The sequence below is a fragment of the Endozoicomonas atrinae genome (genome assembly GCF_001647025.1).
In the GTDB taxonomy this organism is placed as follows: domain Bacteria; phylum Pseudomonadota; class Gammaproteobacteria; order Pseudomonadales; family Endozoicomonadaceae; genus Endozoicomonas; species Endozoicomonas atrinae.
The window spans coordinates 1-17,060 of sequence record NZ_LUKQ02000119.1 but is presented as its reverse complement, the minus strand read 5'-3'; the positions used below and the strand labels follow the sequence as shown (position 1 = coordinate 17,060).

At 48.0% G+C, this 17,060-nt stretch carries 12 protein-coding genes and 1 pseudogene; 7 read left to right on the top strand and 6 right to left on the bottom strand.

Translation table 11 applies throughout. The features are described from left to right. The first annotated feature begins 71 nt into the window (after positions 1 to 71). From AK963_RS16230 to AK963_RS16205, 7 genes are all read left to right on the top strand, one after another. Positions 72 to 4,421, top strand: a complete 4,350-nt coding sequence (locus AK963_RS16230; RefSeq protein ID WP_175404545.1) for a pilus assembly protein — start codon at positions 72 to 74, stop codon at positions 4,419 to 4,421. Between the two features lie 78 nt (positions 4,422 to 4,499). Further along, entirely contained in the window at positions 4,500 to 4,943 is a 444-nt protein-coding gene (locus AK963_RS16225; protein WP_066016491.1) for a type IV pilin protein, read from the top strand. 291 nt (positions 4,944 to 5,234) lie between these two features. After that, positions 5,235 to 5,966, top strand: a complete 732-nt coding sequence (locus AK963_RS16220) for a DUF4956 domain-containing protein (RefSeq protein ID WP_175404544.1) — start codon at positions 5,235 to 5,237, stop codon at positions 5,964 to 5,966. A 2-nt stretch (positions 5,967 to 5,968) separates the two neighbouring features. Beyond that, positions 5,969 to 8,350, top strand: coding sequence for a CotH kinase family protein (locus AK963_RS16215; protein ID WP_066016490.1), 2,382 nt, complete (start codon positions 5,969 to 5,971; stop codon positions 8,348 to 8,350). Further along, entirely contained in the window at positions 8,350 to 9,027 is a 678-nt protein-coding gene (locus tag AK963_RS16210; RefSeq protein ID WP_066016489.1) for a polyphosphate polymerase domain-containing protein, read from the top strand. The genes AK963_RS16215 and AK963_RS16210 overlap by 1 nt, the downstream gene beginning before the upstream one ends. A 42-nt stretch (positions 9,028 to 9,069) precedes the next feature. Continuing rightward, positions 9,070 to 9,282 carry a hypothetical protein gene (locus AK963_RS35440; RefSeq protein WP_139117450.1) on the top strand — a complete coding sequence of 71 codons (213 nt, stop codon included), beginning with the start codon at positions 9,070 to 9,072 and terminating at the stop codon, positions 9,280 to 9,282. Positions 9,283 to 9,350: 68 nt separating this feature from the next. Next, positions 9,351 to 10,148, top strand: a complete 798-nt coding sequence (locus tag AK963_RS16205; RefSeq protein ID WP_066016488.1) for an SDR family NAD(P)-dependent oxidoreductase — start codon at positions 9,351 to 9,353, stop codon at positions 10,146 to 10,148. Positions 10,149 to 10,217: 69 nt separating this feature from the next. On the opposite strand, the gene ispH is transcribed toward AK963_RS16205, so the two are convergent. From ispH to AK963_RS32130, 6 genes and pseudogenes are all read right to left on the bottom strand, one after another. Next, positions 10,218 to 11,168, bottom strand: coding sequence for a 4-hydroxy-3-methylbut-2-enyl diphosphate reductase (ispH, locus tag AK963_RS16200; RefSeq protein WP_066016487.1), 951 nt, complete (start codon positions 11,166 to 11,168; stop codon positions 10,218 to 10,220). Positions 11,169 to 11,228: 60 nt separating this feature from the next. Continuing rightward, complete coding sequence (fkpB, locus tag AK963_RS16195; RefSeq protein ID WP_066016486.1) at positions 11,229 to 11,666, bottom strand: FKBP-type peptidyl-prolyl cis-trans isomerase; 438 nt, start codon at positions 11,664 to 11,666, stop codon at positions 11,229 to 11,231. 20 nt (positions 11,667 to 11,686) lie between these two features. After that, positions 11,687 to 12,193, bottom strand: a complete 507-nt coding sequence (lspA, locus tag AK963_RS16190; RefSeq protein ID WP_066016485.1) for a signal peptidase II — start codon at positions 12,191 to 12,193, stop codon at positions 11,687 to 11,689. Between the two features lie 474 nt (positions 12,194 to 12,667). After that, complete coding sequence (gene ileS, locus AK963_RS16185) at positions 12,668 to 15,490, bottom strand: isoleucine--tRNA ligase (protein ID WP_066016484.1); 2,823 nt, start codon at positions 15,488 to 15,490, stop codon at positions 12,668 to 12,670. A gap of 25 nt (positions 15,491 to 15,515) precedes the next feature. Beyond that, positions 15,516 to 16,442, bottom strand: a complete 927-nt coding sequence (gene ribF / locus AK963_RS16180) for a bifunctional riboflavin kinase/FAD synthetase (RefSeq protein WP_066016483.1) — start codon at positions 16,440 to 16,442, stop codon at positions 15,516 to 15,518. Positions 16,443 to 16,884: 442 nt separating this feature from the next. Continuing rightward, a pseudogene (locus tag AK963_RS32130) lies at positions 16,885 to 17,060 on the bottom strand (IS256 family transposase); the annotation flags it as partial.

Here is a 17,060-nt window from a genome sequence, read left to right as displayed (position 1 = left end):
GAAAATCAACATCATTAAAACCTTCGGGTAGCTGTGGTCGACGAGACATCTGTTCTAGATAATGCATGGTAATGATGCCTAAGCATAGTTGGCGGCAGCTTAAGGATTTAGAAAATGCGATTGGTATTACTTTGGATAGCTTTTCTCTTCCTCTTGGGCGATATGTCCAGCAAGGTGGAGACTACAGCACAGATACCTCCGTAAAAGTTTGGCAGGATAACGTAGAAAGCAGTATTTTTGGCGGGCTTGATTTTGGTGGGTTCCAGATGAACTTCACCTGGGGACAGGAGAATGCATTACGCTTCCGGGATTTAAAGATTCCAGCCAATGCCACCATCACCAAAGCATCGGTTGAGTTTATAGCTGTTACCAGTGATAGTGGTGATTCAAGAATAGAAGTCTCTGCAGAACGAGCCAAAATGCCCAGTGACTTTAAAGGCTCAGGTATTACAGAAAATCGTACCCCGGCACTTTCCTGGTATCCTGGAAACTGGAGCAAGGACAGGGCTTATAGCGTTGACGTAACATCAGTAGTTGAGGACTTACTGAATGATCAATCACTCAACTGGAACGACAGCGAATACCTGACAGATATCGTTTTAATCTTTGAGCGTAAAAGTGGATCCCGCTCTGCCTATAAAATCAAACAGGATGGTAGCCAAAAAGATAAAGCAGCTCATCTGACTATTGAATACTCCGTCAACTCATCCATCAATCAATCATTTTTTACCGGTTTAAGATTTCAGGATGTTGGCGTCCCACAAGGGGCGACCATAAAATCCGCATCAATCGATTTCACAGCGAGTGCCACTGATGATTCACAACTTCAGGTGGAAATCTTTGCTGGTAACCCTGGTAGCACTGCAAATCAGCCTTTTTCCAACTCGAATGGTAATTTAACAACACGCCCGAAATGGGACTCTGGCAGTGTTGTACGCACTCTTGACCCATGGGTAAAAGGCACTCTTGATAATCACACCGTATACCCTGTTGATATCACCAGCCTGATGCAGCGATTGGTAAACCATAACAACTGGTGTGGTAATGATGTCGCTACTTTCTACTTTTCTCCTCTCTCAAATGGTCTTAAGCATGCTTACAGTATTGATGGCAACAGAGGCCTGAAGCCTCGACTGAAAGTTGAATACTCCGGTGGCGAGAATGGATGCAGAAACGAGTTGCTGAATACCCGTATCCAGAGCTCTGATAATGATGCCTATCAATCTGGCAAAACTGTCGAAGACCGTGAAAATACCCTATTGATGCAGAAAACCAGTAGAACGAAGACTATTACTGGTTTGCACTATCCCTCAATCCCTATAAAACAGGGTGCAAAAATTCTGTCGGCAACCATTGAGTTAACTGCAAGGGAAGATTCCAGTAATTTCTCCCGGATTATCGTTCAGGCAGATGCAGCGGCGAACTCCAATGCTATTACGCCATCCAATAACAATTTATCAAACCGTAATAAAACAGTAGCAAGTATCAGGTGGGAAAACGATCAATGGGAACGGAATGAGGTTTATAGTTCTGATATCACCGCAATCATTCAAGAACTGGTTGATAAATCTGGCTGGGTTGCTGGTAACAATATCACGCTGCTTCTTACGGGTGACAGTGGAACCCGAAAAGCCATTAGCTACGATGATAACCCGTCACTGTCTCCCCGCCTCAAGATAAAGGTGGCATCCGGAGGTATCGACCAGGAAAGCGGTTATAAGGTACGTGACCACCTGATATCTCTGGTCAACAGCATGTATCCGGATGGAGGCACACCGCTTACACCGACCTATTACGAAGGCGCTAAATATTTTCGTGATGGTAAAGGGTCTCATCCAAGCCCCATCAATAATGTTTGCCAGTCCAACTACACCGTATTGCTAACCGATGGTGAAGCGAATTCCAGCGACAGTGACGACTGGAATAATATTAATAACCTGACCAAGGGCATCTCTTCTTCCCACTGTAAATACGACTCCAACAGAGACGGTGAAAGATGTGCCCGAACCCTGTCAACATGGCTGAATACAACAGACCTGAGCACTGGCAGCAACATGGATGGTACTCAAAATGTATTCACCCATACCATTGCGTTTGGTTTGAAAGATAACCAGACGGTTCAGCGGTTTCTGAAAGATATTGCGACTAATGGTGGTGGTGAATTCTATACTGCAGATAATGCAGCAGAACTCGCCAAAGCATTTAACAATATCATCACGGGCATCATCGAAGATGAGTCCAGCTTTGTCAGTCCAGGCGTAACTGCAAACCAGTTCAATAACTCAAGACATTTGTCGCAGGTTTATTACTCGGTATTTAAACCATCTAAAACCGATCGCTGGCAAGGAAACCTCAAGCGTTATCAACTTACTGGTGATCCACTTGATGTTTATGATGCTCGCCCAGCACTGGCTGTAGATTCCAAAACAGGCTTCTTCAAAGAAGAAGCCTTCAGCTACTGGAGCAAGCAGGTTGATGGCCGTAAAGTAAATATTGGTGGAGCTGGGGACAACATTCCTGCGTCATCAAGCCGTAAGCTGTTCACCTATACAGGAGCCAATCCAAAAGGCAATGCCGTCAACCTGAACAGCAATGCCCACCGATTACACAAAGACAACGCAAATATCTCAGCGACGGATCTTGGTCTTACTTCATCCAACAATTCGCGCAGAACTGTCCTTCTGGACTGGATTCGTGATCCAAACACTTGGTATGGAGATCCGCTTCATTCTGTTCCTGCTCTGGTAACCTATGGGTGCAGTGTGCAGGAAAAATATTGCCCGGAAGCAAATCAAACACTGGGCATCTTCTTTGGCACTAATGATGGATTCATTCACTCGATAGATGCAGACACCGGAGGAGAAAAATTTGCATTTATGCCTCAAGAGTTGCTGAAAAATCTGGATCGACTGGAGTCCAATGCTGTCACCAATCGTACACCGGGACATGGTCGGCCATACGGTATGGATGGATCAGTCACACTCTGGGTCAATGATGTGAATAAGAACGGCGTCATCTGGGGGGGATACGACACCTTAAACTATGACCAGAATAGTGATTTTTTAAGCAGTAAATCCATCAATAAAGGTGAGTTTGTTTATGCCTATATCGGCATGCGTCGAGGTGGAAGAAGTTACTATGCACTAGATGTAACAACCCCGGATTCGCCTGAGCTCCTGTGGTTTATCTCTGGTGGGGACAGTGGGTTTGAACGGCTCGGCCAGACCTGGGCAAAGCCGGTGAAAACCAAAATCAAAATTGGCTCAACCATCAGGGATGTTCTCGTATTCAGCGGTGGTTATGATAAAGATCAGGATGAAACCAAACTTTACCAGACAGACAATATGGGCAATGCAATTTACATCGTAGATGCCAAAACAGGAGAACGCATCTGGTCCGCAGGCAATGACACAGATACCAGCGCCAATCTGAAACTCAGCAAAATGAACTACAGCATCCCCGGAGGCGTACGAGTTATTGATCTGGAAGGTGATGGTCTGGCAGATCAACTACTCTTTGCTGATGTTGGTGGTCAGGTCTGGCGGCTATTTATTAATAACTGTACCTCAACCAATACCAGTGAGTGTGCAGTTCCAAATACAACCTCCATCAAGAACCTGGTTTGGCCAACTGACAGTGATGGTGATGGTACATGGGACCGTCACGAAGGTATCTTTGCCTATATTGGCCCAGATCTTCAGAATCCCGACCATATGGATGGTGGCAAAGAGCAGAGAACTCAATCCAGACGCTTCTTTGTGGAACCGGATGCTTCCCTGTTCCGACTGAATGGAGCTACTCACCTTGCTCTGGCGATTGGTACCGGTAGTCGGCCAGATCCACTGAGCCGGGTCAATGAAGATGTTCAGGACAGAGCCTATGTACTGGCATCACCGGCTTATGCAAACCCTGTCGTCAATAAAGACAATGTCGGCAAAAAAGAAGTTCCAGTTCATAAACTGCTGAAACATGACAGTCAGGACACTCAGTTGTTCAATATCACCAATGAGATGCAGGCAACGGCAGAAGATGCATTTGGTAATACATTGTCTTCTGCCCGAAAAGGTTGGTTCCTCGATCTGGATTACCAGGAAAAGGTCATGACTGAGTCGGTGACCTTTGAAGAAGTGATCTATTTCAATACCTACCTGCCTTCCGATGAGGTGTCAGCCAGTTGTAACCCGGTTGCCGGTAAAGCCAGAGCATATTCTGTAGACCTTCTGACGGGCAAGCCTGCCGACAGTGATCTGACGAACCCTGAGGACAGATACAAAGAGTTGGCCAACAGTGGGCTTCCACCCACTACCAGTATCCTGTTCCCGGAAGGTAGTAAAGATGCACTGGTCTGCGTAGGCGCGGAGTGTGATCCTCTGGAAATCGGGGATGATAAACAAACAACCTACTGGCGACAGGTTCAATAACCACTGAGCCAGTGTCCAGGACAAACCGGGTGGATAGCCACCCGGAACATCAAGGTTTCACACGCAGAGAAAAGAGAAATGAGTCGTAGTAAAGGGTTTACGCTGGTTGAATTGATGATTGCAGTGGCAGTGCTCGGGATTCTTGCTGCCATCGCCATTCCCAGTTACAGACAACATGTTGAGGACAGCGCCATCGCTGATGCAAGAGCCTCCCTTATGGGACTGGCCAATGCCATGGAGCGACACAGAGCGCAAAATGGCAGCTACCTGGGGGCTGCAACCGATGGCGATAATGATGGAACAGGTGATAATACAGGATCACCTGGTATCTACCATCAGCAGAGCCCTGAGTCGGGAACCGCATTCTTTAACCTGACCATCAGTGCAGCGACAGCCAATAGCTACACCCTGACGGCAACAGCATCTGCTAACTCTCCTGCATGGGATGGCAATGGCGCAGCCCCTACCATTACCTTGACATCGGTCGGTACGCGTGGCGGTACGATGGCCGGAGCCTGGTAAAAAATTAAATTCAATCAAGAAATCAATACGATGGGTCGATATCTCCCGCCCATCATCTTTATTACTTCTAAGGTCAATAAATTCCACCCCACCAAGAAACAGGCTGTTTTCCTGCTTTGCTAAAGCCCTGTTTCCTGAACCAGTCAAATATCTGCCGCGCCCCTAAACAGCCAGAAAACAATGCCTTTACTCAATGTGGTAAGCGGTAACCGGCAACCATGACCTTATGAATTAGAATTAATCAGATAAAGAAAAAGTCAAAACAGGATTTTAAATCAGGAAGATTGAATTATGCTGGAGTCTGTAGATCCTCTTCTGGTCGCGTATTTACCCAAAGATATTCGTTCGTCCTTCTTTCCCTATGCCAGTGTCAGTCTGGCATCATTAATGCTCAACCTGGTGATTGGTTACATTCTTGCCAGCCTGATTGGAATTCACTTCCGTAAGTACTCAACAGCTTTTGGTAACAGGAAAGACTTCTCCCGACTATTCCCGATACTGATGCTATCAGTGATTCTTATCATTACCGTTGTTAAAGCTTCCCTGGCTCTGGCTCTCGGCCTTGTTGGTGCACTGTCGATAGTCCGCTTCCGAACGCCCATTAAAGAACCGGAGGAACTGACTTACCTATTTCTGAATATAGGGCTGGCAATCGCATTGGGTGCAGGCCAGACATTTGCCGCCATTACCGCCTGTGCAGTTATTTTAATTCTTATTGCCGTTTCCAAAAAAAGAATGGCCAGATCATTTCAGGAAAACGGCCTGTTTCTTTCCATCAGTTACGCGGTTGACCAGGAAACATCAAGGGAGCATGTGCTTTCAGAGCTAAAAAACACACTGTCTCAGCACGTTCTAAGAATGGATTTAAGCAGGCTCGACTTTTCCAACGCCAAAGTAGATGCCCTGTTTTTTATCAATGTACACACCGCTGAAGAGCTGGACGCCATTATTGCAAATCTGAACAGCAAATTCAGTCAGGTACAAATCTCCATTCTGGAACAGAATGACATTTCCGGGCTGTAGTCATGAAGCTCCGTCTGGATCGACAAGCACACGTTGTCTCTAAACGTGAAAAGCGATTTATATGGATTGGCATACTCTGTATAGCCATACTGCTGATCCCGTCTCTTGATGTTGCAAGAACATTATTAATTCAGGGAGGTTACCGCTCACTGCATACCAACCCGCAAGATCGTATTCTGCAACTGGTTAGAGATGTAAAGGATGCTCCGGCCAAGCTGCTCAACGCTGAAAGGGATATTCCCTCATTAAGACTGGATATCAAATACAAAGAGTGGCAGAAGCTGGTAGACGATCGACAAGCTGCGTTAGCCGACGGATTAATACCGGATTCGCGACAATATGCAGAAGGTGACCTCTATTTTCAACAGTCAAAGTATGATATTGACCTGAGACTGCAGGGTGACCTGCTCGACCATGTTAAAGGTCAGGATCGCTGGTCACTTCGCCTGGAGTTGAAAAAAGGCAAAGCCATCTTTTCTACTTCCCGTTTTGCACTGCTCAGTTCAAATGTCCGCTCCCATCAGGGGCCTGAGCTGTTTCGTCAAACCATGAATATTGCCGGTTTTGACATCCTTTCTCCACAGCACTTTCCGGTAAATGTGATAGTCAATGGTGATGACTGGGGTGTAATGTTGCTTGAACAGGCTTTTGGCCAAGACCTTCTGGCAACCAATAATCGCACGGAAGGTCTGGTTGTCCGGCTGGATTTGCTGGATGAACGTATAAATAGCCAAGGGCAGAGACTTCGTGAGTTCAAACCCAGAGCCATTCAAGGAAAGAAGATCTCCAAGAAAGAGGAGCTGGCACGGCAACAGCAAATCGCGCTGTCACTTATCAGTGACTTTATCAATGGTAAGCGTGCTGCCAGCGATGTTTTCGATGTTGAAAAGCTGGGGCAGTATCTGGCTACGGTGGATATCTGGGGAGCCTGGCATGCTCTGACATGGAATAACTGGCGCTGGTATTATAATCCACATACGGCACGCCTTGAGCCAATACAAAGCGATGTTGCTGTTTCACCAGCAAAACACACCTGGTTAATGAAGCAACCGAGTAAATACTCCCTGATCAGTGCAACCATGCTTTCTGACCCCAAGATTGCTGCCAGTTATAAGCTGGCGCTACAGCATCTCAAGGATCAAATCGACACTGACTACCTGTTCAACAAGCTTGAAGATATTCAGGAGAGCTTCAGCCGCATGCTCCATTCAAGCGCCCCTTTCCTTGGTAAATACGATTTTCAGCTATTGAAAGAGCAGGCTGACTGTTTAGGAACTGATTATCAAGTATTACCCTGCTCCAGCTACAGAGAGCTGAGCAGTGACCTCCACACACCAATGCAGGCTATGTCTTCACTGTTTCAGTCAGTTGACGATATTGATCCTCTGGCGTTTATTCCCAGACCTGAGCTATCACCTCATTTAAAAAAATACCCATTCATCAAACAGAGAGACAACTTCTGGGAAATCCAGTCGGGCACTTGGACAATCGATGACTATCTGGTTACCCCGGATAACTGGAAAGTCATCATTCAGCCCGGCACCCGGCTGGAGTTTGCTGAAGGTGCAGGTTTGATGGTATTTGGGGAGCTGGAAGTCAACGGTACACAGAACATACCTGTAACCCTTAACAAGCAACCCAATGGTGGCCATTGGTCTGGGTTAGCAGTGATGGGAACAACTCAACGCAGAGAGAGCAAAGTTCGTCACTTGATAGCAAGTCATGCCAAAAGCCCCAAGCTGGGCTTCTGGCAACCTAGAGGTGCGGTTTACTTTGTCAATTCGATCATTTCTGTCAACCATTTATCAATAAACGACAATGCTTCGGAAGATGCACTTAATATCATTAACAGCGACATTGAGATCAGCAACCTTGAGATCCATAACGCTCTGTCTGATGGGTTTGACTGTGACTTTTGCAGTGGCACAGTGAAACACAGTCGCTTCTTCAACATTGGGTTAGTTTCCGGTGGTGATGCCATTGACACCAGTGGCTCGGTATTTCAGGTACAACACAGCTTCTTTGACGGGGTTAGCGATAAAGCAATATCGGCTGGAGAAAACAGCCGCCTTACTATTGAGAACAGCACTATCACCAACAGCAACATCGCGGTTGTTGCGAAAGACCGCTCAGAGGTAGTTGCCAATAACCTAAAACTGGTGAACATTAAAGAGTTCTCTCTCATGAGTTACATGAAAAAAAGTATCTTTGGCCCTGCCAGGCTCAGTGCTAATGACATCAATTGTCTTAATTTCTCATGCAAAAGTAAGAGCCTTGTAGAAAAAGGCAGCGTGTTATTGCTGGATGGAATCGAGATCAATAGCAAAGACGTTAATGTAAAAGCCCTCTATAAGGGCATCATGAAATCGGACAAACCAAAGTAATGGAAGCACTGAGATTTGAAGTCAAAATTCCCATACCGGCTGCCCAGCTGCAGAAAGTACTTTTATGGCTGAAAACGCACCCACTGCTGTTTTCTCAACAGTATGATCAAAGAGCGATTAACAGCCTTTACCTGGATAGCTGCGGACTTGCCCGCTACGAAGAGAACCTCAATGGAATCAGTGAGCGAAAAAAGGTGCGCTTACGCTGGTATGGCGATCTTCAGGATGCCGGTACTGCCAAACTGGAGTTCAAGTTAAGACGATCGGGCAAAGGCAAAAAGATTCTATTTCGCGCTCCACTTGATCTTGAGCACAATAACTTCAGCTGGCGGAATGCCCTGTATGACTGTTACAAGCAATTACCCGACAAAGGGCAGATATACCTGGGCAATGGCATTATGCCTATACTGATCTGTCGCTATCAGCGGGATTATTTTATTTCAGCCTGCCAGAAAATCCGGGCAACGATAGACAGTGACATCAAGGTATATGATCAGCGCTACAGTGATCGACTCAATATCTCCAAGCCACAGTCACTGGGTCATTACTATCTTCTGGAACTGAAAGCTGATGAAGCCTTTGAACATGAACTGTCAGACTTGATTGCTTCATGCCCTCTGCGTCCATCCAGACACTCAAAGTACGTAAACAGTATTAGAAAACTGATCTGGAAGTAATTACACTCATACGGCCAATAACAATAATAAGGACACGGTCCGGTGAGTCTTTCTGCTTTCACGTTCAGTATGCCTGTGGCGCTTTATACGCATGGTACCGTAGCAGCTCAGATAATAAATACCCGACAAACACCAACCAGCTTATCTGCAACGCGCTCTCTGAACACAGATGAAACCACCAAGCTCGCGGATGTCGTTTTCCCATGGGCAACTACCTTCAGAGAATCAGTATCAGGCAACGTCGTCTTTAACTGATCAATCAGACTCATGTTGCATGTTTAAAAAAAGCAGGATTTCTCCCATTAAATAAGGATAAACCCAACATGTCAGACTCTGGCTTCGCAAAACAATATGGATCATGGGCATTGATTACCGGTGCCAGTGCGGGTATCGGCAGGACGTTTGCCGAAGTGCTGGCAAAAAAAGGGCTGAACCTGATTCTTGTGGCTCGTCGTAAATCACTACTGGACGAACTCGCTCAGCTGTTGGAACAACACCATGAAATCAGTACCCGTGTCATTGTTGCTGATATGTCGGATACATCAGAGGTCAACCGGGTGATAGAACAATCCGCCGACCTGGAAATCGGTCTTGTGATCCCCAATGCGGGCATAGAAACCCATGAACTGTTTGATCAGCAGAGCTGGCAACAAGTGGATAGCCTGCTGCAAATCAATATGGCGGCACCGACCCGGCTGGCTCACCACTTTGCTGGACAAATGCGTCAGCGGGGGCGGGGAGGCATTTTATTTGTGTCCAGCATCATGGCTTATATGCCTTCAGCCTATCTGGCCCAGTACGCAGCCAGTAAAGCCTATATCCAGCTTTTAGCTGAAGGGATGCATAAGGAACTGAAATCTTCCGGCGTTGATGTCACCGTACTTGCACCAGGATTAACCGATACGGATATGGGACAGTCCGTCACCGGAGGCCTGAATACAATGTTCAGGCAGCCACTGATGAAACCAGAGGCTGTCGTTCAAGCAGGCCTGTCGGCTCTGGGGAAGCGCCCGGTGCGTATTGCAGGATGGATGAATCGACTGAATGTTTTTATGGTTTCCCGTTTATTGCCACGGGCATTTTCAACCGCTCTGACCCATAAAATGTTCAATAAGCATTGATCCATAGAGACGGAAAAGCACACAGAGCAACTGCTCTTGTGTGCTTCATTCAATGTTGTACCAACCGTACTAGTCAGAAACGGATTTCAAACGCAGTTCTTTGGGCATGGTAAAGACGATGTTTTCGGCTTTGCCATCCAGCTCCTCTGGTAATTCTGCGCCAAGTTCTTTCAAGCGTGTGATAACTCCCTGAACCAGAATATCCGGTGCCGAGGCACCTGCTGTGATACCAATGGCAGTTTTGTCCACCAGCCATTCCGGTTTGACATCTTCTGCATTGTCCACCAGATAAGCTTCAGCACCCGTACGCTCAGCCAGCTCCCGCAGACGGTTAGAGTTTGAACTGTTAACTGAACCGACCACTAATACCAGGTCACACTGTCCTGCCAGAATTTTTACCGCATCCTGTCGGTTCTGCGTGGCATAGCAGATATCGTCTTTCCGTGGTCCCTGTATCTCTGGAAACTTAAGTCGCAACGCTTCAATAACTTTGGCCGTATCGTCCATGGAGAGTGTTGTCTGGGTGACATAGGCCAACCGGGATGGGTCTGACACCTCAAGAGCACGAACATCGTTTTCGTTCTCCACCAGATACATAGCTCCACCGTTTCGAGAGTCATACTGCCCCATGGTGCCTTCCACTTCAGGATGCCCATGGTGACCAATCAGTACGCACTCCATACCATCCCGGGAGTAACGAACCACTTCCATATGAACTTTTTTGACCAGCGGACAGGAAGCATCAAAGACTTTCAGGCCACGTCGCTCTGCCTCATCTTCCACGGCTTTGGAAACACCATGAGCACTGAAAATAACGATGACGTCATCGGGCACCTGATCCAGCTCATCGACAAAGATTGCCCCGCGCTCCTTCAGGTTTTCCACCACAAATTTGTTATGTACCACCTCATGACGGACGTAAATAGGAGGACCAAAAACATCAAGCGCTCGGTTGACGATCTCAATGGCACGGTCCACACCTGCACAAAAGCCACGGGGATTAGCCAGTTTGATTTTCATAGGGGAATCACCAACCTTTTCTACCACTACTTTTTATAGCTCTGGGCTATTAGTTATAGCTCAGGGTGTCTGTACATCCAGAATCTGTACCTCAAAGATCAGGTGTCGACCTGACAGAGGATGATTGAAGTCAACTTCAACCACTTCATCATCAAAAGTCCGGACCACGCCGGGAAGCTCACTGTTGGCTGCATCAGAAAAGGACATCACCAGCCCTTCTTCCAGTTCAACCCCACTGGCAAAGCTGCCCCTGGGAATGCGCTGCACATTATTGGGGTTTGGCATGCCAAACGCTTTTTCCGGAGGAATCCGGGAAACCCGGTCTTCACCAGAAGCCAGGCCGTACAGTGTTTCTTCAAAGCCTTCCGGGAGATTACCATCACCAATGGTCAGAAATGCAGGTTTCTCCGATGGCGTACTGTCCACCACACTCCCATCATCCAGCTTCAGGGAAAAATGCAGAGTGACCTTACTGCCTTTATCAATTACTGCTGACACCGTAACTCGCTCCTGCTCTTCTATTTATCGTTACTGCTACCTTCAGGCGAAGGGTTATTCCGGAACATATCCAGAATCAACATGGCAGCCCCCACGGTAATAGCCGTATCCGCCAGGTTGAACGCAGGAAAATACCAGTTTTTGTAGTAAAACAACAGAAAGTCGGTGACATGCCCGTGCAACAGGCGGTCAATCAAATTCCCCAACGCACCCCCCAGTATCAATGACAGAGAACAGGCCTGCCAGTTTTCACCTGAGCGAAGCTGCTTCAGCCAGCCTACCAGCATGATGCTGACAATAATGGCCACACCACTGAGGAACCAGCGCTGCCAACCTGATGCATCACCCAGAAAACTGAATGCCGCCCCGGTATTGTAGGCAAGAGTCAGGGAAAAGAATGGCAACACCTGTAATTGCTGGTACAGGGAGAACTCCTGAATAACCCACCACTTTACCAGTTGATCAAGGCCGAACACGATTGCACTGAGCCAGAGCCAGTGAAGCTTTCCTGATGTATTACTCTGCATGGCCGGTTCCTGCTAAAAAAATCCATATCATTCAGTGAGTCTTGTAAATACTAAGTGTCTTGAACAGCCAAGGGATAGTGCGAATTACCGAAATCCATCAAAATTTAACCAGTTACAACACCCAAGCGTTTAATAACACGTAATAAAATAGACTACTGTCCAAAAAAATACCCGGTACTGACCGGGTATTTTTTATGCCAAAAGCTAGGGCCTGTTGACGTTTCGTTGCATGCTCAGTGGCCCAGAAAAGCGTCTTATGCGCGAAAGACTTGCGCAGAGTGTAGTTATTCTACATCAAGCTAGTCTGACAAAGCAGATGGCGCTTTTCTGGACCACCCTTCAGGCGGATCAGGGCGCCCCTATGACTTTGTTGCAGCATTTTGAAAGGCAACCAGCCTTCCTGCAATGCCGCGCCCCGTCATAGGAGCGCCCTGATCCGCTGAGCTCGGAACGAAACGTCAACAGGCCCTAATATCAAGCAAATTGACGCTGTTCGCCACTACCCTCAACGTTTTCGACACAGCGACCACAAAGATCAGGGTGTTCCGCAATGGTGCCAACATCTTCACGACGATGCCAGCAGCGATCACACTTCTTGTGCTCAGACTTCTCAACCTGCACTTTAAGCCCGGCCAATTCAGTAGCCGCAGCATCACCCGCATCAGTCAATGGCTTAACGGTAGCTGCTGAGGTAATCAGAACAAAACGCAGCTCATTACCCAGACGGTTCAGTTTCCCGGTCAACGCGTCATCGGCATACAGCGTCACTTCCGCCTCCAGAGAGCCACCGATGGTTCCAGCAACACGGGCATCTTCCAGAGCTTTATTAACGGCTGTTTTCACTTCCAGAACGGTATTCCAGTATTCACGACCCAACTCGTCACCTTCCAGACTGTTCAGTCCTTCATACCAGGTTTCCAGGAAAACAGAAGCACCACGCTGGCCAGGAATCGCTTCCCAGATTTCTTCAGCGGTAAAACTGGTGATTGGCGCCATCCAGCGGGCAAAGGCCTCGATGATATGGTACATCGCGGTCTGACAGCTGCGACGAGCCAGACTGTTCTGCTGAGTGGTGTACTGACGGTCTTTGATGATATCCAGATAGAAACCACCCAGGTCCAGTGAGCAGAAATTGTGGACCTTCTGGTATACGGAAAGGAAGTTATAGCTGTTGAACGATTCTACAACTTCATTCTGCAGTCTCAGGGTACGATCCACAGCCCATTTGTCCAGTGACAGCATATCCTCCCAGGCAACCGCATCCGTCTCCGGGTTGAAGCCGGTCAGGTTAGACAGCAGGAAACGTGCAGTATTACGGATACGGCGATAGCTGTCTGCCGTGCGCTTGAGGATATCATCAGAAACGGTCATTTCTGAGGTATAGTCTGTCGCAGAAACCCAGAGGCGCAGGATATCAGCCCCCAAAGACTTGAAAACTTTCTGGGGCGCAATCACATTGCCCAGAGATTTGGACATCTTCCGGCCATTGGCATCCACGGTAAAGCCATGGGTCAGCAGGCCTTTGTAGGGAGGCACGCCATTCATGGCAATACTGGTTTTCAGAGACGACTGGAACCAGCCGCGGTGCTGGTCAGAACCTTCCAGATAGAGATCTGCAGGGAATTGCAGCTCTTCACGCCGTTCGATAACAGAATAGTGAGTAACACCGGAATCAAACCAGACATCCAGGGTATCGGTCACTTTGACATACTGTTCAGCATCTTCCGCAGAAAGCATGTCAGCAGGCTCCAGGTCAAACCAGGCATCCATCCCTTCCTGCTCAACTTTCAGCGCGACTTTTTCAATCAGTGCCTGAGTATCCGGATGCAGTTCTTCTGTCTCTTTATGAATAAACAGGGCAATCGGTACACCCCAGGTACGCTGACGGGAGATACACCAGTCCGGGCTCTGGCCCAGCATGGCTTCCATCCGGTTACGGCCCCAATCCGGGGTAAACTCTACCCCCTTCAGGGATTCCATGGCGGTACCCAGCAGGTGCTCTTTGGTCATGCTGATAAACCACTGAGGCGTCGCACGGAAAATCAAAGGTGTTTTGGTACGCCAGCAGTGAGGGTAGCTGTGTGTCAGTTTTTCCTGAGCCAGAAGTAGACCTTTCTCAACCAGAACCTCAACAACTTTCGGGTCAACCTTATAAACGTGTTCACCGGCAAACCGTTCTACGTTGGCACGATAGTAGCCACTGTCATCCAGGTAGTTCAGTGTTCCGATACCGTATTGACGACCGACATTAAAGTCATCAACACCGTGGTCAGGTGCCGTATGAACATTACCGGTACCCGCATCAATGGTGACATGGTCACCCAGTATCAAAGGCAGTTCTCGGTCATAAAATGGGTGAGCCACTTTCTTGTTTTCAAAAGCGGCACCCTTTGCCCGAGCAATAATCGTGTAGTCTTCAATGCCATAGCGCTGCATGGCACTTTCCACCAGTGCTTCAGCCAGAACGAGACGGGCAGGCTCACCATTGACCTGACACTGCACCAGTGCATAATCCAGCTCGCTTCCCATGCTGACCGCCTGAGAGGATGGCAGAGTCCATGGTGTTGTCGTCCAGATAACAACAGCAACCTCACCTTCACCTTCTGAACTTTCAAAAGTGAATGCACTTAACAGATCCGCTTCATCAAGCGCTGCGTAACGCACGTCAATCTGGGTAGAGGTTTTATCCTGATACTCAACTTCCGCTTCAGCCAGTGCAGAGCCACCCACAACACTCCAGTAAACCGGCTTATAGCCTTTTACCAGATGGCCATTGGCAGCAATTTTTCCGAGAGAACGAATGATGTCCGCTTCGGTCTGGAAATCCATGGTCAGGTATGGCTTGTCCCAGTCGCCAAAAACCCCCATTCGTTTAAAGTCTTCGCGCTGGCCATCCACTTGCTTGGAGGCGTATTCACGGCACTTCTTGCGGAAAGTTTTGAAATCGACTTTATCGCCCGCCTTGCCAAGCATACCTTCAACCTTATGCTCAATAGGCAGGCCGTGGCAGTCCCAGCCAGGAACATAAGGTGCATCGTAGCCACTCAATGTTTTGGCTTTAACGATAATATCTTTCAGGATCTTGTTAACGGCATGGCCAATATGGATATCACCATTGGCATAGGGAGGGCCATCATGCAGAATAAACTTATCCCGTCCCTGGCTGATCTTGCGAATTTCTTCGTAGAGATCCATGTCATACCAGCGCTTGAGCATTTCCGGCTCACGCTGGGCCAAATTGCCGCGCATAGGAAAATCGGTCTGCGGCAAATTCAATGTATGCTTGTAATCGGACATAGTTGTTTACCGGAATCTCTACGGACTATTCATCACCAAAAATCTTGCGGGCTGATTCGATATCATTAGCAATCGCTGCCCGCAAGGCTTCAAGCGATTCAAATTTCTGTTCATCCCTGATTTTTTCAACAAATTCTACCCGCAGGGTCTGATCATACAGATCTCCCTTGAAGTCGAGCATATGTACTTCAAGCAGAGGTTTGACACCCGATACGGATGGCCTGATGCCCAGGTTGGCAACCGCATTAAAACGATGGCCATCCACCAGTGTACGAACAGCAAACACGCCCTGCAAAGGCAGACGCCGACGGCATACCCTGATGTTTGCTGTCGGGAAGCCCAGGGTTCTGCCCAGCTGCTGGCCCTTCACCACCCGTCCAATCATGGTAAATGGCCTGCCCAGCATATGTTCCGCTTCGGTAAACTCATTTTCAGCCAGCGCATCTCGAATGCGGGTGCTGCTGATACGCCCCTGCTGCATTAATACGGTCTGGGTATCACAGACTTCAAACCCGTGTCGCTCACCCATCATTTCCAAATGAGTAAAATCGCCTTTTCGGTCACAACCATAGCGAAAGTCATCACCGACAATCAGATAGCGAATATCCAGTCCTTCGACCAGTGCACGGAAGACAAAATCATCAGCACTGAGACTGCGCAGCCGGTCATTGAAAGGCAGGCAGAGCACCTGATCAACATGGCTCTCAGCCAGCAGGGCCAGCTTCTCCCGAAGGCTGGACAGCCTCGGTGGTGAAGCATCACCCTGAAAATACTCTCTGGGCTGGGGCTCAAAGGTGATAACGCACACCTTGGCATCCAACTCAAAAGCCTGTTGTTTCAGGGCCTCAAGAATGGTTCTGTGGCCCACATGCACACCATCAAAATTACCGATGGTGGCCACGCATCTCTGATGTTCTGGCCTGATATTGTGCAACCCGCGGATCAACTGCATGGAGAGGCTCAGACTCCCTTACTTCCTGTATTCAACCGGTGTTTACCCGAGCCTGCCCATTATGGCGAAGCTGGCTTAACGACGAAGCCGAGCAGTATACCCCAGCCGGTTCCATGGGTCACTGAGTTGGGAAAGAAGCAAAGGAATTTATGGAGAAATCATCAATCACGGGTAATGAGCCAGGCCATGAACAGTTATAACCAGCCTCAATTTCCAGTCAGCATGAAAAATTTACAACATCTCAAAAGATGCTTTACTGAACTTCGGCAAGTTGCACAATATAGCTATGGATTTCGAAGAATGCTCCAAAACCAGCAGCCATCATCCCTGATCGAATGGCAGGCAAGTCATACAGCCTACCAAGTGGATTCAAGTCTGGAGCAGGCTTCGTGGAATTTTCGTAGAGCCTGTAAATAATTCTGTGTAAACGCCACCAAAACTATTACTCCTTGAACCGGTCAGGAAACATAATTTCAAACCGGTTCATGGCTGCTTTCCAGTTCCTGATCGGCATGGTCCATTTCTCGGAAGCTTTTTCCATGGCCAGATAGATTACCTTCATGACTGACTCATCAGTCCGAAAAATCTTCCGGTTCTTGATCGCCTTACGAATGACGC